Raw genomic sequence first — 24,801 nt, 5'->3', positions numbered from 1 at the left:
TTTCAGAGCTCTTCCTGTTTTTCCCGGTTCAGAACCATCAGCTTCAGGTACCGATAATAGGTCCCTTCCGCATTGGAGATCGCCAGCATGAAGCCTTCTTTCCCATCCAGAAAACCAGCACGCAGAAAATAAGTGCGAATAAACATCCACAGTCCATGGCCGATGGCCTTGCAGAGGCCCGCCTGCTGATTCTCTTCCGACATCATTTTCGCGCCTGCGGTGGAATAGGAATTCATCGTGTTCAGAATCTGCTCCAGGGTCAGCAGAGATTCGTGAATGATGGGTTCTTTCAGTTTGCCGACTTTGCCATGCGTGATGAGCCGTTCGTGTACCAGATCGTCGCTGAAGTGTGCTTTGCCCCTGCGGAACAGACGCACCACTCGATCCGGCCACCAGCCACTGTGCTTCATATAGCGTCCACAGTAATTCGACCTGCGGGGCATGGAGTAGGCATCATGCCGTTTCGGCATCTGGATGATGCGTTTGATTTCTGTCTGCAGATCGTAAGAGATGCGTTCATCGGCATCGATCGAGAGGACCCAGTCTTTGGTCGCGTAATCCAGTGCGCGGTTTTTCTGGGGGCCAAAACCGGGCCAGTCCGTTTCGTAGACATGGTCCGTATATTCTTTGCAGATGGCGACGGTCTGATCGGTACTGCCTGAATCCAGAACAATGATCTCATCTGCCCAGGCAACGGAAGCCAGACACTCGCGAATCATGGGCTCTTCATTTTTGACAATGACGATAATCGATAACGACATAAAGCTGGCTTTAAAAACTTCAGTACGAATGGTCTATGTTTCACAGGAAGGTCGAACAAACTTCGAGATTGTCAACTGTGCGCGATCCTGTTAAAAGGAGAATCCTGATTGATATGAGTATTATGATCTATTTCGCCCTTTCCCGAAAGCTTGCCATGAGTTTGGCAGGAATCTGTGATCCCGAAAAGGGTAATCATCAAAATCATGAGATCCCAGGGTAAAATTGTCTGAATCCCCTCCCGCAACACCCGGTTTCCAGCTGTTTGATGACAGTGTCCCTTATACGACAATTCGCTGTCTCAAAGAAGAACAGTTACGTTCCGTCTGGCTGCTGGATATCTCAGGACGCGGGCTGACAACACTCAAACGCTGGCCTGTCAACTGGAAACTCCGCTGGAAATCCCTGTTCGGACAGTCCCAGCCGCAACGACAGGTCACAGGCGCCTGGCGGTTGTTAGAGGCGGGCGTGAATACCCCTCAGCCGGCGACACCCGTTTACCGTGCCGGTCAGTTTTATCAGCTGGAAATGCCCTTTATCGAGGGCACGACCGTGGATGAAGTGTTAAAAAACGCTTCCCCTGCTGCGCATTCCGAGCTGGCCCGCATTGCCAGAGAACTGGGAGAGATCGTCCGTCGACTGGCGGAAGCCCGGCTGCGACACCGGGACCTGAAACTGGAAAATGTCATCCTCAAGCCGCCCCAGTCAAACCAGGGGCCTCCCTCGCTCTGGCTGATTGATCCGGTCGGTATCCGACTCTGTAATTCGCTCGAAACGTCTCTGATCTGCATGCTGGACCGTCTGGCGATTCAACCCCTCAATGAAGGGATTCCCCTGCCACTCTCGCTGCAAATCATTTGTATACGCTCCGCTATCGGCAATCTGAGCCGACAGCACCGCAGGCAGTTCTTTCAAAGACTGAGAAATCAGTTGAAACGCTCAGTAAAACAGGCCTGAAACGCCGATTGATCTTGCCCCGATCGGCGAAAAACAATACAAGCCGTGACGTTGTACATCCTGCAGAAACTCCCCTCGTCTTAGCATGTAAGACACCGATCCCTCAGGTCTGACATGAATCAATCCGCTGACAATCCACTGTTCTTTAAATCTCCCCAGGTAGAAGCTTCCTTGGGAGCCCTCTGGTTGAAACGGGCGCTGATCTTATGGGCCGTCCTCTGGGTCGTAGTCAGTGTGAAATTTATTGTTCAACCGGAGCGAAAATCGGTTTATCCCTGCTTCGCTGATTCATCGATCAACTGGTGGGCCGACCGGAATCTGTACGACAACGAAGCCTATCATACAGGCTTTCGATATAGTCCCACTTTTGCGGTAGCGTTCTCTATTTTCGCAGTCTTCCCCCCCTCTGTCGGCGGAATTCTCTGGTCGGCACTGAATATTGGGTTGCTGGTCGTTGCGCTCCGTTTACTCGTGAAAGAGATTTTCCCTGGCGAGTGGTCTCAGCTTCAGGAGGCGACCTTCCTGATTCTCTGTCTGACAGGCTGTACGCGCGCGATCTGGTCTGCCCAGAGTAATGCCTTGATCTTCGCCTTAGCGGCTCTGGCAATCGTTTGCCTGAAAAAAGAACGCTGGTGGGGGGCCGCATTTATCCTGGCAGCTGCCGTGCATATCAAGCTCTGGCCGGCTGCTTTGGCGTTGCTGCTCATGGCACGTTTTCCGTTTCAGCTGGGACCGCGATTCGCGACAGCCTGTGCGTTGCTGGTGCTGCCTCCCTTTTTGACGCGTCCCCTGCCGGTCGTCGTTCAGCAGTACCAGAACTGGTACGAGCTGCTCACCGGCCCCTATCGCACACTCCGACAGGCGGGGCTGCGGGATGCTTACACGATTGCAGAGCACTTTGGCACCTACATCGACGACCGCGTCTACACGCTCCTGCAGCTGGGTATGGCGGGCCTGGCGCTGCTCTGGTGCCTGCGTCTGGCTAAAATCACCACCTCGAAAGAGGCTTACTTTACCGGCGTGCTGGTCACCTGGGTCTGCTGGCAGTTACTGGTGGGACCGGGTACGGAGCGTCTGACGTTCCTGCTGGCCACTCCGGTTGCCAGTTGGGCACTGCTGGTCAGTATTCGGGAACGCTGCTACCGCGGTCTGGCTCTGACGGCGTGGCTGTTGCTCGTTCCGCTGGGAATGGGCGCTGTAGAACGGCTCCTGCTGCCGATCGCTGCCTGGTCTCCCGCGATTTTACCGCTGGGCCTACTCCCGTTGATCGCCTGGCAGGTGGCGTATTTCGAAAGTCGTGCCCGCGAGAACCGGATCAGCCAGTCTGAGGACGTCGACGGGCAACCTGCTCAGAACGCATCCCTGGCTGCCTGATACGAACTTCTGCTAAGCGACCTTTGACTGCTGCTGTCCCAGGAGTGAGACCACCGCATCAAAGACCCGAGCTGCAGATAAATCTTTCATACAGCGGTGATGCCCCAGCGGACAGACCCGCTGCTGACAGGGACCGCAGTCCATCGCCAGCTGCAGATGTTGCCCCCGGTCGTAAAAGGTTTCGCTCCACATGATGTGCGTGGGACCGAACAGAGTGACTACGGGGACATCAAAGGGAGCCGCGAAGTGCCGCGGCCCGGAATCGGTTGTCACCAGCAGCTCCGCCTGTTGAATGGCGGCCTTGGTCAGTCCTAAATGCAAAGGTTCATCGGCCAGTGAGGTGACCAGGGGATGATTTGCCTGTTCGACAATCTGGATCGCTTCTTCTTTTTCAGCCGGTCCACAGACCACAAGCACCGATTTCTGCAATTCCCCGGCCAGTCGCTGGGCCAGTTCTGCGAAATGGGCGACCGGCCAGTGTTTCGCTGCTCCAAAGGCGCCCCCCGGATTCAGACAGATCAGCGGATGACGTTTGAACTCCGCAGACTGCTTGTTCCAGAAGGACTCCCAGCGCTGTCGATCTGCCTCTGTGACTGCCAGCTCCATTTTACGGGACAGTCCCGAGTTGGCCTGTAGATCAGACGATTCTTCGCCGATCAGGTGTGCGACAATCCGCAGATATTCATCCATGGCGGGATACGGTGTCGACCGATCCTTCGCAGACAGCACATCGGTCAACAGCCAGCCCCGGCCATCTCGCTGAATACCCACGCGTCTGGGAATTCCCGCCAGAAACGAGAGACAGGCACTGCGGAAGGAATTAGGAAACAGCACCGCGAGATCGAAGCGTTCCTGTCTCAGCTGGCGGAGAAACTGGAGTTGTGTTTTCAGGCTTTTTTCACTCACCCAATCCAGCGAATGATCCACCAGATCCAGGCCGTTCAGAACTTCAGCGACATAGGGCTTCTGGATCGCTGTGATTTCCGCGTTGCTGAACTCATCACGCAAGGCCCGCAAGGCGGGTGTTGCCATAACGGCATCCCCGATCCAGTTGGGTAGAAAGACTGCAATTTTCATCCGGCTTTTCGTTTCGGAGGCTCAATAGGTTGATTAAGGGGCAGGATATCAGGCTGGCTGGAGGCTTCACCGCGGATGATGCCCAGGATCTGCGTCGTGGAGATGCCGGGGGTAACCCCCAGCGCTTTGACTTCTCCGCCGTAGGCTTCAACCAGTTCCCAGCCGACGATTTCTTCTTTGGAGTAGGTACCGCCTTTGACGAGCAGATCCGGTTTCAATTCCTGAATGACTTCGCAGGGTGTCGATTCATCAAAGACAACCACATAGTCGATCCCCTCTAGAGCCGCCAGCATGAGAGCACGATGTTCCTGCCCGAAGATGGGACGATCCGGTGCCTTGTTCAGGGAACGCACACTCTCATCACTGTTGAGTGCCACGACCAGGCAGTCTCCTTCCGCTGAGGCCTGCTCCAGATAGGAAACATGTCCGACATGCATCACATCGAAACAGCCGTTGGTCAGAACGACCTTCTGTCCCAGTTTCTGCCGCGCTGTCACATGTCGCTTGAGCTCTTCCAGTGACAGCACTTTTTCACTCGTCGAGCGGGCTCCCATCAACAGGTCTGCCAGCATCTCTTCGCGGCTGATGGTGACCACGCCAATCTGTTCGACTTCCAGGCCGCCTGCCACATTCGCCAGACGCGCCAGGTCCGCAGGAGGAATCCCGGCTGCACTGCCGACACCAATCGTCGCCAGTACCATATCGCCTGCCCCGGTAATGTCATAGACTTCCCGTTTGCGGGTCGGGAGCAGTTCCGTGGTGCCATCGGCCTGCGTCAATGCGATGCCGTCACTGTCGAGTGTGACAAACACAAAGTCCAGATCGAGCTGCTCGCACAGCAGCTTTCCGGCCCGGAACGCATCGGTTTCGTTTTCGATTTCAAATTCGACCGCTTTTGAGGTCTCCAGACGATTGGGGGTAATTGCAGTGGCCCCGGAATAAATCTGATAATCACGGCCCGGACAGGGATCAGCGATGACAGGCACATTCGCTTCACGAGCTGCCTGGATCACACAAGCAAGGATTTCCGGAGTGCAGACCCCTTTGGCATAATCGCTGACCAGAATCGCCTGCTGCTGTGGGATCAAAGGCAGAATGACGTTGAGCAGCTGCTCCGTTGCAGATTCGTCGAGCGGCGTTTTCACTTCGCGATCGACGCGGAGAATCTGATGCGGATGTCGTTGTTGCGCCCGACCGATAAAACGCTGCTTGACTGTGGTCGGCCGACTCTGATCAGCAATGATCGCAGAACAGTCGACGCCGCGCTTCTCCAGTGCTTCTCTGACGACGACACCGTCGAGATCCGTTCCGGTCACGCCGGCCATCGTCACTTCGGCTTCCAGTCCGATGAGCATGTTGGCAACATTGGCAGCACCGCCCAGGCGGACTTCCTGAGTATCTTCCCGCAAAAGGATCACCGGTGCTTCCTGACTGATGCGTTCGGCATCTCCCCAGGTATAGCGATCCAGAATCAGATCCCCCAGTACCAGGATTTTGGGATGACCTAATTTTTGAATGGTATTGATTAAATGATAAGACATTGATCGCGCGTTTCAGACGAAGTGATAAATCCAGTTCAGTCAACATGATCTGAAGAGAACTTCAGCCGCGGAATCATCATCAGAACGCTGGTTTGAGTCAATGCCTTTTTTGTTAACCTGGGGAACGCTGTTAATCTGGATGCAAAGTTTTAGCGGTTACCTGCATGAAAGCAACACGATCAGTTTCCTGCTCGTTGCACTCGGCCTATTCCTGAGCGGAATGGCGCTAGTATGACAGCGCCGCCGTGGCCTGTTATTCGCCAAACTGCAGCTTGAGCAGGAGTTCTTTGACCGCGGACATGGGGATTTCATCCTGCTCGATCGCTTTCGAGGAGCTGATAAAGACGGGTGCCTCTGCGGCTTCCTGGCCTGGTGTTGGCAAGCGACCGTGGCTCCCTTTGACCAGGGTCGCATCCAGACTGGTCAGGTCCATATAGTAGCGGAAGCCCAGCATTTTTTTCGCCAGGCGGTGGGCCAGTCGCAGTTTCGGAAATTTGATTTCCGGATCGATGAAGAGTTCGACCGGATCGTAGCCCGGCTTGCGATGGATATCGACGGTCCGTGCATAATCGGGTGCCAGCCGATCGTCCAGCCAGAAGTAATAGGTAAACCAGCTGCCGGGAGCCGCCACAACGACCAGTTCTCCCGAACGTTCATGATCAATGCCAAACTCGACCTGTTGATCCCGGTCGAGGATCATGTCGATGCCGTCGACTTTTTCCAGCAGGGCTCTGACCTGAGCTACATCCTCCGATTTTTGCACGTAAACGTGGGCCAGCTGATGATCGGCGACGGCAAAGGCAGGTGAAGCACCACAGTCCATGGTTTCCCAACCCAGGGCTTCCTGCCTGACCTGCAACCAGCCATGCTCACGCAAGATGCGGTTGATGTGCACGGGCTGAGAAACGTCAGTAATTGCATACTCGGAAACAACGACGACCTCCGCCCCTGCATTCTGAGCCACATCAATCATGCGACCTGCTTCGTGGTCGATATCCCGGATATCCTGATCTATGGCCGGGCCTGAAGTTCCCAGTCTCTGCAGGTTGTAATCCAGGTGAGGCAGATAAACCAGGTTAAGGTCCGGTTTTTTCTCTTTGAAGACTTTGATGGAAGCATCGACTATCCAGCGGGAACTGGAGATGTCAGCGCCCGGTCCCCAGAATCGTAACAGGGGAAAGACTCCCAGGTCCGACTGCAGTTCATCTTTGAGCGAGGCGGGCTGACTGTAGGAATCAAAGACTTTTCTGCCATCAGCGGGATAGCTGGGACGGGGAGTCACCGACCACTCCACCGGCGCATACATGTTGTACCACCAGAACATTTTCGCTGTGGTGTAGTTGGGATCTCTCAGCCGGGCTGCTTCATAGATGCGTTCCCCCTGAACAAGCTTATTCGACTGCTTCCAGAACATGACTTCTGCCAGATCCCGAAAGTACCAGCCGTTCGCCACGATGCCATGATCGCGGGGCATGAGTCCGGTCAGCAGTGTTGACTGAGCTGAGCAGGTGACTGCAGGTAGAACCGTCCCCATCGGCCTGGAGAACCCCTGTTCAGACAGGCGGGACAAGTTGGGCGTACGTTCCCCCAGCATTTCATGGGTCAACCCGACGATATTCAGAACGACCAGTGGTTTTCGCATTGATCAGACAGTCTACAGAAAGCCTTAAACCTGTTTAACTTACTACTTTCAGGCTCAGCATAGTTCATTGAACTCGAGATTGAAAGCTGCCTCGACTTCACCAAATCGAGAGATTTTGTACCAGAATAATTGGAATAGACAGTTAGATTCTGAAACCGGGAACGTCCCTCCCGTTGCTGAGGTTCTGAATAATTAATCTTAATGAAATCAGTGTTTAAATTTACACTGCCCCAGATTTCAGAATAGAAGAGCGGGTAACAGTAACCCCTTTGAATACTGTATCCATTTACTAAATAAGAACTTAAACAATATCGGCCTTCTGGATCTGGAACGAGCATGTTTCCAAAACCACACAAGGCGGAATAACGGTTTTTGCCGAGATACGTGTTTAACTGAGTAGATTTATATTGACTACTCATATTATCTAATTTAGCTTATTTATCATTTGTTCCACATTTGGGATATTCCATATTATCAAAAAGGTTAGATTCTGTATTTGTAATCATTTGAGTGAAAATTGATAATATTTTGACCATTCTGTAACGACTTGAATCCCAATCTAAGATTCTCGTAACAATTTGCTAGAGAGACTGAAACCATGGTTATGGGCCGTCCATCCTTCGTGTCATATCTTCGCCGACCAATTTCTTTACTAAACTGTCTTCGCAGAGGTCAACAAAAACGACAAGCCCGTGAAAAACTGCGCAGCTATGTCAGCACTTATTCCACCGCTGAGCGACTGGAAGACCGGACTCTGCTGGCAGGTGCCTCTCTGGTCAATATTGAACCGAATATCGACCTCTCACTGAGCGACGGTGAAGTCTACCACGAAGCCCCCACCGAGCTCACATTCAAATTCACCCCAGGACAGCAGATCGATCCCGCTTCGCTGGGAGGCATTCAGATTGTTCGCAGTGGTCAGGATGGGACCTTCGCAGACGGCAACGAAGTCACCATCACTCCCGGTTACATCGGAATCGGCGATAACCCGAACGAAGTGGTTGTCCGCTTTGCCTCTGCCCTGCCCGATGACAATTATCAGATCACCATCTTCGGAACGGGCGCCGATCCGTTACTCAATCAGAACGGTGAAGCATTCCAGGACGGCGTGGATCAGGTTGTCAATTTTGAACTGGACCTGGGAGCCAAAGTCACCAGTGTTGTCACGCAGCCCGTGTTACGCGATCAGATCCTCTCAGTCGATGAGGTCACCAAGCTGCAGGATGGCGACACCTTTACGATTTCAATCGGCGGGGCTTCCGCCACATTTGAAATGGACCTGAACGGTCTACTAAATGATTCCGCGAATGTTCAGGTGAGTTACTCTGCCTCCGATTCGACGACTGACGTTGCCGTTGCCATCGTCACTGCATTTAACGGTTCCATCCTGGGTACGGGTAACTACGGAACAATTTCACAGAGCGCTGACCAGTTAACCATCCAGGGAGATTCATTTACTCCTGCGATCTCCTTCTCACTGCTGAATCCACTCAACCCGGGACTCTCCCGGGCTGACGGCGATCTGGTTGCCCATGATGATCAGATCCTGGTCTATTTCAACAATGATGATCTCGACAGCACACTGGCGAACGACCCCCGGTTTTACCAGATCATCGATACTGCCGGCGGTAACCTGACACCGATCGCGACTACCGATTATACAGCCACATACGATCCCCTGTCCGATGTGACCGTTTTAAAATTCACCAACCCGTTGACAGCAGGCGCTCATTATCGCCTGCGGGTCGGCGTCTCCAATACCCCCGATGAAATCGGCACCGACACCTACACGACTCTGGGTGCGGATGCTGTCACCATTTCTGTACTGGCCGGCAATGGTGGGAATGTCACTCCCACAAATGGAATGCTGATCACAGATCTGGACCTGAATGATCCGAAAGGGCTCGTCGTCAATGGAGCCGGTGACTACTACTTTATCCACGATGATGGCAGTGACATCCGCATTCTTCGCGTCGATCATTCGACCAATGAAATCACGGTGGTCGCCGGCGATGGAACGACTGTTGTAGGCGATACATCCCCATTAGATCCTGTCACAAATAACGATACGCTGGCAAGCAGTCTTGATTTGACAGCGCCACGCGATCTGGCATTGGATGTGGACGGGAATCTGTTTTTTACTGACGACTCTTATGTTTTGAAAATCGACTCCGTAACCCAGTTGGTGACAGTGATTGCTGGCGGTGGTACGGACATGAATATCGATCCCGGAGACGTCCCCACAGATTTGAAGCTTGATACTCCGGATCAACTCACCGTTGACCTTGATGGAAACATTTACTTCCACGACATCGGACTGCACCAGTTGATTCTCATCGACAGTAACTCAGGTCTTGTTCTGGGATCGACTGCGACTGAATTCGGTACTTCCCCTTTCACTGTGACCCTAGATATTACTGATCTGGAAACAGACCCGGTCGGCAATCTGTTTTTTGCCACAACCTCCTCACTGCCGAGTTTTGTTACACATCCTGGTATTTACTACATTGATACCACGTCTGGCTCTTCCGTATTTTCGGGAGGCTCATCCTTTGATTTGAGCACCGCCGTACCAGTCTCGATCGCAGGTGGAGGTAGTGACACAACTCCTGCCACTGGAGAGCTGGCAGCCGACATGAACTTGTCAACCATCACCGATTTCGATTTCGATGCCAACGGCTATCTTTACTATTCAGACTCCAATGGTTATGTCGTCCAGTTGGATCCCTACGCCGCTAATCCGACCGTCCAAGTCATTTCGGGTGCGGGAAGCGGAGGCTCCCTCACCGATGGAGAACCAGCTGATACTGCCGACCTGAATACCCCGACCAGTCTGGCGATTGGCACAGGAAATTCTCCTTATTTCTTCGATAACGGCTATAACCTGTTACTGCGAGTCGAAAACCTTCCCGACCAGAACTCTTCCTTTGATACGGCAACCGATCTGACCGATCTGGCGCATCAATGGAATGCCGGCACGGAAGAGTTCGTTATCTCCTCGAAAATTGAACCACAGGGCATCGGGCTGCCTCCACTTCCGGGTGGAACGGATGAACCTGGACACCGCCAGCTGCCTGCCACCCTGGACTCACACGTGGGGAGTAGCGGGACGGCTCCCGTAGCCGGTGGTACTATTTCCGTAGTCTATTATAATTTCCGCGACGCCTACGGTTTTGATGTCCAGGGAAACCAGCTGCATAACGCGATTACCGAAGCGCAAAAAGAACGTGCCCGAGAGGTTTTTGAAATTTATTCTTACTACCTGGGAATTGAATTCATTGAATCAGCAAGTTCGGGCATCACCGTTGTCACTGGTGACCTGCGTGTCGCCGATCCGGGATTGCCAGTAGGTCCCGGCGGTGTAGGCGGTGTTTCGACAGGCGGTACCGTGATCATGGATTCGTCCGACTTCACAGGCCCTCAAGCTGACGTCTATGGCGGTTCCTGGATGCAGACGGCGTTCCACGAAATTGGCCACTCGCTTGGTCTGGGCCATGCCTACGATCTTCCTTCCCTTATGGGTAATGCTCTGCCTCAGGCAGCTGGTCAGACAGTCTTCCCGGGTGACCATGATCTGGTCCACCTGAATCGGCTCTATCGGAATGACGCCAACGACATCGACCTTTATAAATTTGATTTGAGTGAAGCAGGCACATTCCGCGCCGAAATTTTTGCGGAACGCCTCAATGACGTCAGCTTGCTCAACAGCACGATTACCCTGTATGACGCAGACCACAATGTCGTCGCCCGCAACGATGACTACTACAGCAACGACCCTTTCCTGGAACTCTTCCTGGACGCAGGTACTTACTTCATTGGTGTCACCAGTACCGGCAACGACAATTATAATCCGGAAATCGAAAACTCCGGCGATAATGGCAGCACAGACGGAGAATATGAGCTGCGTCTGAATTTTGCTCCCGATCCTGTTGTGGATGACCTGGATCCGAACAATACAGAAATCCTGGTCGATGAAACGGGAACCCGCTTCGATGGAGACTCTGACGGTACTCCCGGCGGCGCCTATGATTTCTGGTTTGTTGCCAGTGATGCTACCAACACGATCTATGTCGATAAAACCGCAGCCGACGGTGGAGATGGTTCTCTGGGCGCAGCGTTTAATACAGTCGCTGGTGCTATCAATGCCATCAATACGGGCGCCAGCACTGCAGAAGTGATTCGCATTCTGGGGAACGGTGGTACGGACGGCGATCTGCGTACAACCGATGACAGCCTCAACTACAACATCGGCTACGATGACTTCTACAACCCTCTGGAAGATGGTGAGTCCATTATCGTTCCACAGGGGGTCACAGTCGTCATCGATCAGGGTGCCGTCATCAAGCTGCAGAATACGGTGATTGACGTGGGCAGTTCCTCGGTTCTGGAAGATCGAAGCCATGCGGCCCTGCAGATCCAGGGTACTAATGACACCCGTGTTGTTCTGACTTCGTATGGAAACGATGCGATCGGCGGTAATGACGACGGTCCCTCAGATGGAGCCAATCCGGGAGACTGGGGCGGTATCATCTTCCGTAATGATTCGGATTATGAATCTGATTCCGTCTTTCTGAATTACGTTGCCAACGCGGATATCAGCTACGGCGGTGGTCAGGTTTATTCAGATTCCGTGCTGCAGACTTTCGCGCCGATTCATATTGACGAAGCACGTCCGACACTTGCCTACAATTCCATCACCTACAGCGCGAATGCTGCTGTCTCAGCCAGCCCCAACAGTTTCGATGAATCGATCGTCGATGACCTGGGCAACTACAATCATGATCAGACATTGAAGCGGATTGGCCCTGACATCTATGGCAATACGATCATCAACAACTCGTTGAACGGTCTGTTCATTCGCACCGAGACACTCTTCGGCCAGCAAATCGACAGCGTCAAAGTGACAGCCCACTTCGACGATACGGACATTGTCCACATTATCACAGAAAACCTCTTCATCGACGCCGGCACCGGTGGCCCCATCCTTGATCCCGTAGATGGATTGCTGGCCCGCTACAGCGGCAGTGTGAACTTTGATCCGGGTACGATCGTCAAACTGGGTGGTGCCCGAATTCAGACCGGCCGTGGAAACGCAGGTATTATTGCAGAAGGTACCGAAGAGTCCCCCGTCATCTTCACATCGATCTTTGATGACCGCTATGGCGCCGGCGGCACCTTTGACACCACCAATAACGATCTTGAAGGAGCCGATGAAAGAGACGCTATCGCTGGTGACTGGGGTGGCCTGATCCTCAATCAGACATCGCATGGTTCCATTGATCACGCTGTCATTGCCTACGGCGGCGGTGTCGTTCCCATCGAGGGCTTCTCGGATTCCTTCAATGCCATTGAAGTCCATCAGGCAGATATGCGTGTTGCCAACACCCTGTTTGAAAATAACAGAGGTGTTGCTTCCTCGACAGACCGCAACAGCCTGGGACGCAACGAAGCGACTACAATCTTTGTACGCGGAGCACAACCCATCGTTGTCAACAACCAGTTTGTCAATAACGGCGGCAGCGTGATTAACATCAACGCCAACTCCATGAAGTCTGATGTCCTTGATGACTATGGACGTTCTACCGGTCTCAATGATGCCTTTGATGAACTGGATGGCAATGCAGGTCCCCTGGTACGCCTGAATCAGTTTGACGGTAATGATGTCAATGGGATGGTCATTCGAGGCGAACTCCTGACCGTTGAATCAGTCTGGGACGACACTGACATTGACCATGTTGTCTACAATACAATCACAGTCGACAATTTCCACACCTACGGCGGATTGAGACTGCAAAGCTCTACCGAAGCCAGCCTGGTTGTCAAATTCGGTTCCGGAGCCGGAATCACAGCCACCGGGCATGGACTCGACATCAACGATCGTATCGGCGGTACAGTCCAGATCCTGGGGGATCCGCAGAACCCTGTAGTTATGACATCCATCTACGATGACACGGTTGGGTCTGGAATCGGACTGGATGGATACAGTGTGACAGAAACGGTCACTAATCAATCCACTGCTCCTGCAGCCGGCGACTGGACCGGGTTGCAGTTCCTCGAATTCAGCAACGACCGCAACGTCGAGATCTTTAATGAAAAAGAGCTGGCCGTACTGGACTCCAATGGGGACATCAACGGCATTGTCCGAAATGCCCAGTACCTCGGCGAACTGGCACCCAATGAAAAGAGTGGTGACGAAAACCGTCGTCTGGGATTTGAAGTTCACGGCTCGATCGCCAGCAACAATTCTGGCGATGCTGATATTTACAGTTTCAATGCCGAAGCAGGGACCGATGTCTGGATCGACATCGACCGCACCGGCCTTGCTCTGGATTCCGTGGTCGAACTGCTCGACCCGCTGGGTCGCGTTCTGGCCAGAGCCAATAACAACACAGATGCGTTTAATCCCGGTGAATCTACTGTTCCATCAAACCCTGATGCTTTGATTCAGAATTCGAATTTTGGTGGTGACTTCTACTCCAGCAATCCCAATGACGCCGGGATGCATATCAAACTGCCTGGTTTTGACGGCATCCTGACAACCTACTTCATTCGGGTGCGCAGCAATTCTACCGATCTTTCAAACGTGAATGGCGGCCAGTCAAATGGGGAATATCAGCTGCAGGTACGCCTCAGGCAGGTCGACGAAGAGCCAGGCTCAACCGTCCGTTATGCAGACATCCATTATGCGAACGATGCGATTTACCTGGCAGGCCTCCCCGCACATTCTCCGCTCATCAATGAGACTGTAGAAAATTTTGAAGCCAGCAGTTTAAGAGGTGGGGCACAAAACCTGGGCAACCTGCTCGCCAGCGACCGGAACACGATCGGGGTCAGTGGTACTCTCAACAGTTCCGGGAATGATGTCGACTTCTATCAGTTTGATCTCACGATCCAGGACATCCAGTCCATTGCCGGTGTGAATGCAGGAGGCAAAACCTGGTCCACGGTCTTTGATATCGACTATGCCGATGGCCTCGGACGAGCAGACACCACGCTTTCGGTCTTTGACTCAAGCGGCCGGCTGATCTATGTCAGCCGGGAATCGAATGTGGAAGACGATCTGGTGCATTCGGATGCAGAAAAAGAAGATCTCTCTCGCGGTTCCTTCGGCACACTCGATCCCTATATTGGTTCGGTACACTTGCCGGAAGCAGGTACCTACTTTGTCGCCGTCAGCTCGCATACCCAGCTCGCCCGGGCCATGGAGGCCACTTACAACGGAACCAACGCCAACGCGCTGGTCCGGCTGGAGCCAATTAACTCACTGCAACGGGTCATCGAAGATCATATCGGCTCGCAGGGCTATAACTCCAATGGTGTCGATATTGAACCGGATGGAGCGCTGTTCGACATCACAGACACACAAATTGTCAATCATGTCACCAACTTCGATCTCTCCGATGTGGTCCTTTTCACCACCAACGGTACCAATCTGGCGACAGTTGATCCGAAGTTAGGTGATTATGAGACCAATGTGGGAAACATCAGCGGCACAGGCACTAATAGTTACGACGATATTAGAGATATCGTCATGCGTTCGGATGGCCGCCTCTATGGTGTCCGCAATAATGAATTCGTGGAAATCAGCACCGCCGGTGTCGCTGGAGCAAATCCAACGACCAGTGCCACCGTCAGGGGCAATACCAGTATTCCCGTGATTTCCGGAAACCAGACGGTACCGGGTGCCTATAACGAAACCCTGTCAAACTTACGGACTCTGTTGAACCTGCAAAATGATCTCAGCACAGGCAGCACGATCACCAGTATTGAAGCGATGACCTTCGCCCGCACCGGTTTTAATAATAACACGAATCAACCCATTTACCGGCTCTACTATGCGGTCACCGAAACCGGTCTTGATGCTGCTGGAAATGAAGTCACATTCCAGAAACTCTACGAAGCCAACCCCGACAGCGGTGCGATCATTGATAACTTTGAATTAAACGGCATTGTCAGAAACGGCTTCCGCGGTTATCTCGTCGATGACACGAGCAATCCAAGCAATCCCAATGTTACAACCGCTGACGTTTCCCGATCAGGAACGGACAGCGCCAGTACCCCTCGTACAGGAAGGCTCTACATCCAATCGGTTGTACCCGGGACGAGCGGTAATGGAATCAATGTGGTCATATCCAGCTATGCCGGTAATGACAAAATCGAGGTTTCATCAGGCACCGTTACGGTCCAACTTGATAACCGCAACTCGGGGAACAATGCCTGGAATCTGGGAGAAATTGTCGCTGCGATCAATAACGATACTGCTGCCAGCAAGTACGTCAAAGCTGGTATGACCGGTGATTCCAACACGAGTGGTTTCCAGGCATTCCTGGGAGCGACTCTAACGACAGGTGGAGCCGGTGGAACCGCCGCCACTGGCACTCCCAGCTTCAATGGGCTGGTTCAGGGGATGGCTTTCGACAGATTTAATGTTGAGATTGGTACAACACCACTACTGGGTGTCACCAGCGGTGGTGAGATTGTCAGCATCGACCCGACTGTCATCGACCAGGCAAGTATGACTGTCCTCAACGATGGTACTGCTTCGCCCATTAGTGGTCAGGCATTCGGCGGTGCCGCCTTAGGTCCCCAGAACCTCTTCGGCGAGGCTTACAGCAATTATGTTTTCGCCACAACCACGGGTGGACAACTCGTGGCCTTCGACAGTACTGGAACGCTGCAGGGCGTCTTTGGTACCGCGGCTGCAGTTGACGGAACCGGAGGAGGCGACCTGTCTGCAGATGCTTCCATCACCAGTTACGGTATTGCCTTCTCGCCTCTGGACTTTAACCTCTGGCATACTACGCAACGCCAGGGAGGTGTTGGTGGACACGGTATCAATGCCGCTCCCGATAACAGCCGCGTTCCCGGCGAAGTTGACCTGTCACTCTCCAAATCCAACTCCGACAGTGACTTCACCCAGGAAGATGGTGCTGTCAGCTTCTACTTTGGTCTGGAACAGTTCCACCAGCCAGGGACATCGACTCAGAACACATATTTAACCTATTCTGGCGCCAGTAACGCACAGTATGGGCTGTATAACAATGACATACTGCGGGACCTCACCAACAACTCTACCATTGGCAATAACGTCAACCTGCCTGGTGGTGCGTTGGGGAGCCTGACTACCAATTCCTTCAGTCTGGATGGCTATGCTTCCAAAGATGCTCCGACCCTCTACTTCAATTACTACCTCGAAACGGAAAACACCAATTCCGCGGTGAACGTGGATATGCGGGACAGTGCCCGTGTCTTCATCTCTTCTGATGGGGGGACCACATGGCATCTGGTGGCAACAAACAACTCAACAAAGTCGGATTCCACTCACGACTGGGAATTGCCAACTTACATCACGCATACCTCTTCCGAAAATACCAATCCTGCTGACACCGGACGTGACTATGTCCAGGAACTGTTCGACAATACCGGCGTCTGGAGACAGGCACGTGTCGACCTCTCTGACTTCGCCGGACAAGATAATCTCATGCTCCGGTTTGACTACAGTACTGCTGGTACGCTGGGCACTCTGAATGGTTTTCAAAGCGATTTAAATGGCGAAGTCACTTCTGCCTTCAATAATAATCGACGCGGTCAGAACAACACAGGCGAAGGCTTCTACATCGATGATATCATCGTGGGCTTCGCGGAACGTGGCGAAATGGTGACCGGTTCCAGTCAGAATGTCGACTCCTTCTACAATGTCTATGGAACCGGTAATGTGGAACCTGAAGATGCCGCAGATACAATTGTCACCGGCAGCTATAACCTGGAAATCCGTCGGGGAACCGAATACGCGGTTCTCGTTTCCCCCGTTGACCCCCAGATTGCCATCGCGCAACTGTTTGACACCAACACGCGTCTGGTGGAAGAAGATGGACTGCTGGGCGATGACAACTTCCGTCGCGAACAGGGCATGATCCTGATCAACGGCAACCAGATCTTTGATTCCACTTACGGGATCGTTGTCAATACCGTTGGCCCCCTGAATTCAACAGATGGTTTCCCCCACCAGGGAGGCACCAGGGCCTTACCAATTCTGAACACCGATCAACTGGCTCCCGGGGCCGTCCTGCAGAATAACCTGATCGTTGATTCCACGTTTAGCGGCATCGACATCACCGGCAATATTAACTCTCCGGAAAGCGTGTCTCCACTGGTGAAAGTGGTTAACAACACCATTTCCGGGGGGCTCCAGGGAATTAATGCCTTCAGCCGCGTGAGCCCGACGATTGTCAACAATATCGTCGCCAACACGGTTGGCGGAATTGTCGTCGATACGGTCTTTTCAAATACCGTCGTCGATAATAACCTCTACTATCACAACCTGTCTCCCGGTGCTACCGGCACCCACAGCACGGTCATCCCCCAGTCGGATACAACATCGACCCTGTTTGTCGATGCTGCAGCCCGTAACTTCTACCTGGCAGACAACTCCAAAGCGATCGACAGTTCATTGAACCGTCTGGCTGATCGTTCACTCTACGCCGCAGTCAAGGATGCCCTGGGGATTCCCGCCTCAGACATCTTCGCCCCCAGCTATGATGTCTACGGTCAGTTACGTGTCGACGACCCGACTCAGTCTCCTCCTCCGGGTCTGGGATCGAACGTCTTCAAAGACCTGGGAGCCATTGAACGATCAGACTTCGTCGGTCCCACCGCAGCGCTGATTCTGCCGCCAGACAACGACGTGAATGGCATCGACCTGGATCCCGATCCGACGAAGGTCTATGTCTCCAACCCTGAACTGTTCACAACGATCATTGTGGAACTCAGAGATACAGGAATTGGCGTCGACGACAATCTGGTCGCCTCTTCACAGTTCACACTGACGGCACAAACGAGTACTTCAACCCGGACTCTGGTTGAAGGGATCGACTACATCTTCAGCTATAACTCCAATACCAACCAGGCCACCTTCACTGCCGCCAGTGGTGTCTTCAGCCTGGATACGCTCTACAAGATCGACATTGACAATTCGTCGGCCAATGCCGTACAGGACCTTGCCGGGAATGTGCTGCAGCCTAACCAGAATGATGGTTCAACGTCATTTACGATGCTGGTCAGCGATGGAGTCAATGCTCCGCCACTCAACCACTTCGACTCAACACCGATCCCGGATTCTCCGAATATTTCTCTGACGACAGATCCCGGATTTCCGATTGTGTTCTCGGCCGCGAATGGAAATGCCCTGACGGTTACCGACCAGGATTCATTCCTGGGTACCCAGGGAATCCCGACCACGCCGCCCACAGATGGCATGATCACAGTCACCCTGTCTACGCTGATGACTGAGGGCAAGCTGGCTGCGGGCCCCAACTCAAGCAATGTCACCGTCAATCTCTTCGATGACGGCACCAGCTATTTCCTGGAGATCACCGGACTGATTGAAGACGTCAACACAGCCCTGGATGGCGTCTCCTGGACGCCGCTGTCGACGCCGACAGATGGTTCTACCTTCGCCGGTGCGACCGCTCAGTTGACAATGACCACCGATGACAACGGCAACTTCTTAGGGACGCCAAGCAATCCTTCAGAGACAGACGTCGATGTGATCGATATCGTGGTCACACCTTTGCCGGAAATCTACTTCACGACTCCCACCTACAGTTTGAACGAAGACGGTTCAACTCTCGTCACCGTTCAACTGGAACGGGACAAAATAGGTCTGGAAACCACCGTCGACCTGTTGTTCGGAGCCGGTGACACCGAAGGAATTGACTTTACGACACCTCCTCCTTCACAGGTAACATTCGCCGCCAACGAATTAACTGCTGAGGTTTCCTTCGTCATTTTCAATGACACAATTGTCGAACAGGACGAGCAATTCACTCTGACAATCGATACCGTCACCAATGGAACCAAGACTGACGGCACCATTGACGACGGGTCGGGTGGAACACTCACAGTTTACGACGCGACCACGATCACGATCGTAGACAACGACACAGCCACGATCACGTTCCTGAACGATGACCTGACTGTCGCTGAAGAAGATGGGACTGTCACCTTCACGGTACAGATCTCCAACGCCGTAGAAGAAAATGTCAGTTTTGACATTTCCACAGTCGATGGCACATCCCTCACCATGAGAAATGCCACCGATGAAAATGCGGACAACGACTACACCAGCAAGACGCAGAATATCCTGTTCGCCAGTTCGACGACACCAGGTGCCGACCAGACGTTTACCGTCAACATCATCAATGATGATAAGCTGGAACTGGATGAAATCTTTAACGTCATCATGGATACTCTCAGCCTCTCTGCTAACGGGCTGGAATCCAAGATCACTCTGGACACACCAGCACAGGTAACCATTACCGACGATTCGGATGTCGCCGTGATCAGCTTTGTTGACGACGACCTGACGGTATCTGAAGACAATGGCACCGTCACATTCGTCGTGCAGATCAAAGGTGATGTAGGGCAGGACATCTCGCTTGCCGAAGATGTCAGCTTTGATATCTCCACTGTCGATGGCACTTCGATTACCATGCGAAATGCCACTGACGAAAGCACCGACAATGACTACACCTCGAAATTACAGTCATTCACCTTCTCGGGCACACTGGACAGCGACCCGGACCCCATCCCTGCTACGCAGGACTTTGTGGTCACGATCATCAATGACGACAAACTGGAACTCGATGAGGTCTTCAATGTCTTCATGAGCAATCTCAGTGCAAACGGGCTTGATTCCAGAATCAGCTTTGCTTCGCCCTCGTCCAGTGCGGCACAGGCTACGATCACCGACGATGCTGCTGACACAGCTAACATCACGTTCCTGAATGACGATGTGACCGTGAATGAAGAAGGTGCCGTCGTCCTGTTGACCGTTCAAATCGACAAAGCCATCGCAGAAAATGTGAGTTTCGATCTGTTTACCCAGGATGGCGTCTCGGTGACGATGCGAAATGCCACCGATGAAAATATCGATGACGACTACACATCCAAACGTGAAACGCATACGTTCCTCGGAACTTCCGATACCGATCTGGTTCCCGGAATCCAGACTTTCATCGTCAACATCACCAATGATGACAAACTGGAGCTGGATGAAGTCTTTAACGTGCTGATGGACAGTCTCTCTGCCAACGGTCTCGAAAGCAGAATCAACCTGGACACTCCCGCAGACGTCACGATTAAGGACGATTCCGACACCGCCATCATCTCGTTCGCCCAGAATGATGTTTTCGTAGATGAAGAGGCGGGATCCGTGACGTTCAACATCTACATCTCCAATGCGGTTGCAGAAGATGTCAGCTTCGATCTGACGACCAAAGACGGCACACCACCGTTACCGGCTGGTTCCGGGATTGCCACCGATGAGTCGCTGGATGATGACTATAAATATAAAACCCAGCACTATACGTTTACAGGAACACCGGATACAGACACGGTCCCCGGCACACAGGGTTTCACCGTTACCATTACATCAGATACCAAAGTGGAACTGGATGAACTCTTCAACGTCTTCATCGAAAATCTGAGTGCCAATGGTCTTGATTCCCGCATCACCCTGGGTCCCGATGCCACCGGGATTATCCGCAACAACGACACCGCCGTCATTTCGGTTGATCCGGTTGTTGCTGCCGGCGTCGATGAAGGTACTGGTGCCTCTACAACAGCAATCACTTTCAATGTCAGTATTTCCAATGCCGTTGATACGGACGTCAGTTTCAATCTTTCCACTCAGGACAATACAGCCACGGTAGCCGACAACGATTACATCCCGGTCCTCAACCAGTTGTATACTTTCCTGGGCTCACCCAACTCTGACGCCGTTCCTGGAACTCAGACATTCACTGTCCAGATCCCACAAGACTCCAAGGTCGAACTGGATGAAATTTTTGATGTCATCATGACTAACTTGAGTGCTTCAGGCCGGAGCGTCTCTCTCGGCCCGGTTGCCGAGGGTAAAATCATCAACGATGATTCAGCGACCATCACGATTAACAACGTCTCAAAACTGGAATCCGAAAGTGACTTCATCTTCACTGCGACACTCTCCAATCCGGTCGACACGGACGTTTCAGTCGAAGTCTATACCCAGCCCGGTACCGGACTCCTGACAGACAGTGACTACAATGCCGTTGACTCCGCAACCCCGATCATCCTGAACTTCAGCCCGACCGGTGCTTTGACTCAGAACTTTACCATCAATGTCATTGATGACAACGTTGTGGAAGGGGATGAGTTCTTCTCCACCATTCTGGCAAACCTGGATAGTGCCCTGCGTGATGTGACTGTCATCAATGGCACGGACCAGGGACACATCAGGGACAACGACTCTGCCAAACTGTCAATCACCCCCGTGATTGACACGGAAACCAACTCTCCGTTCCAGTTCCTGGTACAACTCTCCAACCCGGTTGATGTCGCGATTACCGTGGATGCTTCGACCATCGATGGCACCGCCACTTCACCTGCTGACTATCTGGGAATCACAGGGCAGACACTGACCTTTGATCCTGGCGTTACCCAGTTGCCCTTCAATGTCTCTGTCCTGAACGATGCGATTACGGAAAGTCCGGAAACATTTGAAGTCCTGCTGGACAACCTCAACCCGAATGGACGGGCCGTCTTCCTGACCAGTGTCGAGTCAGTCAGCAGTACAGCGACCTCAGATGCAGCTGTTGCCGTGGATGTGGTCGGTGACTATGCCTATGTCGCAGACCGCGATGGCGGGTTACAGATCTACAATATTGCAGACCCTGCCAATCCCTTCCATGTTGGCTCCTATGACTTCAACAACCAGGGCATCGCCCAGGCGATCGATGTGGTCGGCAACCTGGCTTACATGGCGGTTGGTGAAGCAGGCCTGCAGATCCTGGATATCTCGAATCCGGCCAACCCGACCTTCGTGGGCAGTATTGCCACGCCCGCCCGGGCCCGCGGCGTCCAGGTCATCGGTAACCTGGCTTACGTCGCCGACGACAGCGGTAACGGCGGCGGTCTGCAGATTGTCGATGTGACCAACCCGGCCACTCCCACGATTCTGGGCAGCTTTGGAGTCTCCACTCCCGGCGGTCTGGCAGGGGGTGTGGAAGTGATTGGCAACATCGCCTATGTCACCGATGGTAACAACGGTCTGCAGATTGTCGATGTCACAAATTCAAACAGTCCCACTCTGATCCATAATGTCCTGACTCCAGGTGGCGCCGCCATCGGACTGGACGTGGTCGGCAACTACGCCTTTGTGGCTAACCGCGAGGGTGGCCTGCAGATCATTGATATCTCGACCCCCGGAACGGCTTCCATTGTGGGAACGCTGAACACACCTGGTGTGGCCACGGGCGTCCGCGTCGATGGTAATTTCGCCTATGTCGCTGACGGAGCAGCCGGCCTGCAGGTGGTCGACATCACAGATCCGACCACTCCGATCCTGGTCAATACTTATGACACTCCCAGCAGTGCCCGCAGCCTGTTTGTAGACGGCACGCTGGCCATTGTCGCTGATACCTTCAGCGGGCTGCAGATTCTGGAATTCTTCCCCTCCACCTCAGCGACGGGAACCATTCTGGATCCAGCAGGTCCGCCACTGACTGGTACCGCTTCGGCCAATACCACGATCAGCACTTCGATCGTGAAAACACCGACGGCAACGGATACCAATGGCGAAACCGGTTCCGTTCCGGAAAGCGAACAATGGATCGATGAATGGGACAGCTTCTGGGTCGAAGTCTGGGGAACCACCACGGATGGCTCGGGGATTACCGGCGGCTCCTTTGATCTGGAATACAATACCGACTACTTCAGTGCCACCGCTGTCGAATTCGGCTCTGCCTTTGGTAACAGTAGTTCGTCAACCATTGATGACCAGACCGGTGTCGTCTCGGGCATCGGCGGCCAGAACGGTCAGGGTTCACTGGGCTCCAGTCAGCAGGTCCTGCTGGCCAGAGTGAAGTTTGAATCACTGGCCGACGACGGTGTCGCCATCGATAATGTGTCCGGCTTCCTGGGACCACACAACCTGGGCATCCGTGTGACCAACGCCCAACTGGACGTCGCCGGTGCTGGTGCCGTCACTGCTTCGGTCGCCACAGCACCCGCCACCGACTTATGGGCTGTACCGTTTGACCTGGATGACAGCGGCAGGATCGACTTCAAGGATCTGATCAAGTTCGTCTCCTACTATGGGACGTCAGTGGTCAACTCCTCGGACGGCATTGCCTGGTCCCTGGACTTCGATAAGAGTGGTCAGATCAACTTCAAGGATCTGACTTACCTGGCATCGAACTACAACCGTACCAAGTTCGGCGGCCAGTCGATCGTCTTCCCGCCCAACTTCCCGCAGGAATGGTATGGTTCTTCCCTCACCAGCGACGGTGAAGATTCACTCGATGATCTGATTACAGCAGCAGTTGACGAATGGAAGGCTGCTACCGGAAATGATCAACTGTCAGTTCAGGTCGTGGTTACCGATCTGGGTGGTCAGGAACTTGGTGAAGGCCACGTTCTGGAACTCGACGAAAATGGAATCCCCATCAAGGGTCGGGTCTACATCGACGATGATGCAGCCGGTCTCGGCTGGTACTCTTCAGTCGAAGGACTCTCCTTCGACAGTAACGGACAGGCGATTGCCGGCTCTGCAGCAGACGGACATTACGACCTGTATACCGTGCTGCTGCACGAAATCGGTCATGCCGCTGGCTTTACCACTGGCTACTCCGCCTTTGCCGATCATGTGGAGACCACGGGCTCTGGTGACGTTCAGTTTGTCAGCTGGGATCTGATCGCACCGTTGACCGATGACGGCCTGCACATTGATGAGAACTTCTACCCGACGGACATCATGGGCGAAACTCTCGACCCCTCAGTCCGGAAATCGATCTCGACTCTGGATGTCCAGATCCTGCAGGCCGCTTATGCGGACGCCGCAGGTGCTGCGATTACTCCGCTGGTCTCACCACTCACCGGTGCCTTTATCGAGCCAACTCCACTTATGACTTCTCCAGCCGTGGATTATGCTCCGGCACCGACGACCAAATCGAAACGGTCTTCTACAGTCTCCGCGGCTGTTGAGCCTGCCTTGGAACCCATCTCTGAACCGGTCACACAGCCGACTCTGGAGACCGCATCTGAGTCTGACTGGGGTTATACCTCACTGACACTGCAGGATTCAGTACTGAACCTGGATCAGTCTTCCGGACTGGATCAACTTGTTGGTTCGCTGCTGGACAACTCCTACGAAACAGAACAGCTGCTGTCGAGCGACTTCGACTCCAGCGAATCTGACGATTCCGGCCTCGGCTTCGATTTTGAAGACGACCTGGATCTGAGTGACGGCTTCGAACTGGAAACGGCCGGCGAAGAGGTCGATAATCTGTTCGCTGACTGGTCTGGACCGCTGATTTAATCCAGCAACTGTCAGATTGATTGATAAGATTGAGAGAGGTGAGAGTGAAAACTCCACCTCTCTTTTTTTATCTCATAGGCATACCTTGTACTTCA

The 24,801-nt window shown here is 53.2% G+C and carries 7 protein-coding genes; 3 read left to right on the top strand and 4 right to left on the bottom strand.

All coding sequences use genetic code 11. The annotated features are described in order from the left end of the window. Window positions 1-2 precede the first annotated feature (2 nt). The gene (locus Enr10x_RS03500; protein ID WP_145448146.1) at window positions 3-761 is read right to left on the bottom strand and encodes a glycosyltransferase family 2 protein; all 759 of its coding nucleotides are present in this window, start codon (window positions 759-761) and stop codon (window positions 3-5) included. Between the two features lie 223 nt (window positions 762-984). On the opposite strand from Enr10x_RS03500, the gene Enr10x_RS03495 reads away from it, so the two are divergent. Both Enr10x_RS03495 and Enr10x_RS03490 read left to right on the top strand, forming a co-directional pair. Beyond that, window positions 985-1,716 (top strand): BUD32 family EKC/KEOPS complex subunit, encoded by a 732-nt coding sequence (locus tag Enr10x_RS03495; RefSeq protein WP_145448145.1) that lies wholly within the window; start codon window positions 985-987, stop codon window positions 1,714-1,716. Window positions 1,717-1,830: 114 nt separating this feature from the next. Further along, on the top strand, window positions 1,831-3,090 hold the full coding sequence (locus tag Enr10x_RS03490) for a glycosyltransferase family 87 protein (RefSeq protein WP_145448144.1): 1,260 nt from the start codon (window positions 1,831-1,833) through the stop codon (window positions 3,088-3,090). Window positions 3,091-3,102: 12 nt separating this feature from the next. Here Enr10x_RS03490 and waaF read toward each other — a convergent pair whose 3' ends face one another. The 3 genes from waaF to Enr10x_RS03475 all read right to left on the bottom strand — a co-directional run bounded on the left by waaF (window position 3,103) and on the right by Enr10x_RS03475 (window position 7,350). Beyond that, a complete protein-coding gene (gene waaF / locus Enr10x_RS03485; protein WP_145448143.1) occupies window positions 3,103-4,167 on the bottom strand; it encodes a lipopolysaccharide heptosyltransferase II in 1,065 nt (354 codons plus the stop codon). Beyond that, window positions 4,164-5,708, bottom strand: a complete 1,545-nt coding sequence (locus Enr10x_RS03480; protein WP_145104067.1) for a PfkB family carbohydrate kinase — start codon at window positions 5,706-5,708, stop codon at window positions 4,164-4,166. The genes waaF and Enr10x_RS03480 overlap by 4 nt, the downstream gene beginning before the upstream one ends. Window positions 5,709-5,961: 253 nt before the next feature. Continuing rightward, window positions 5,962-7,350: an alkaline phosphatase family protein gene (locus Enr10x_RS03475; RefSeq protein ID WP_145448142.1), complete on the bottom strand. Its 1,389-nt coding sequence runs from the start codon at window positions 7,348-7,350 to the stop codon at window positions 5,962-5,964. Window positions 7,351-7,954: 604 nt separating this feature from the next. Between Enr10x_RS03475 and Enr10x_RS03470 the strand changes: the two genes are divergently transcribed. Next, entirely contained in the window at window positions 7,955-24,706 is a 16,752-nt protein-coding gene (locus tag Enr10x_RS03470) for a Calx-beta domain-containing protein (protein WP_197997467.1), read from the top strand. Window positions 24,707-24,801: the final 95 nt, after the last annotated feature.

This window comes from Gimesia panareensis (assembly GCF_007748155.1).
Taxonomy (GTDB): Bacteria; Planctomycetota; Planctomycetia; order Planctomycetales; family Planctomycetaceae; genus Gimesia; species Gimesia panareensis.
The sequence above is the reverse complement of the archived record's forward strand: the minus strand, read 5'-3'. Positions and strand labels throughout refer to the sequence as shown.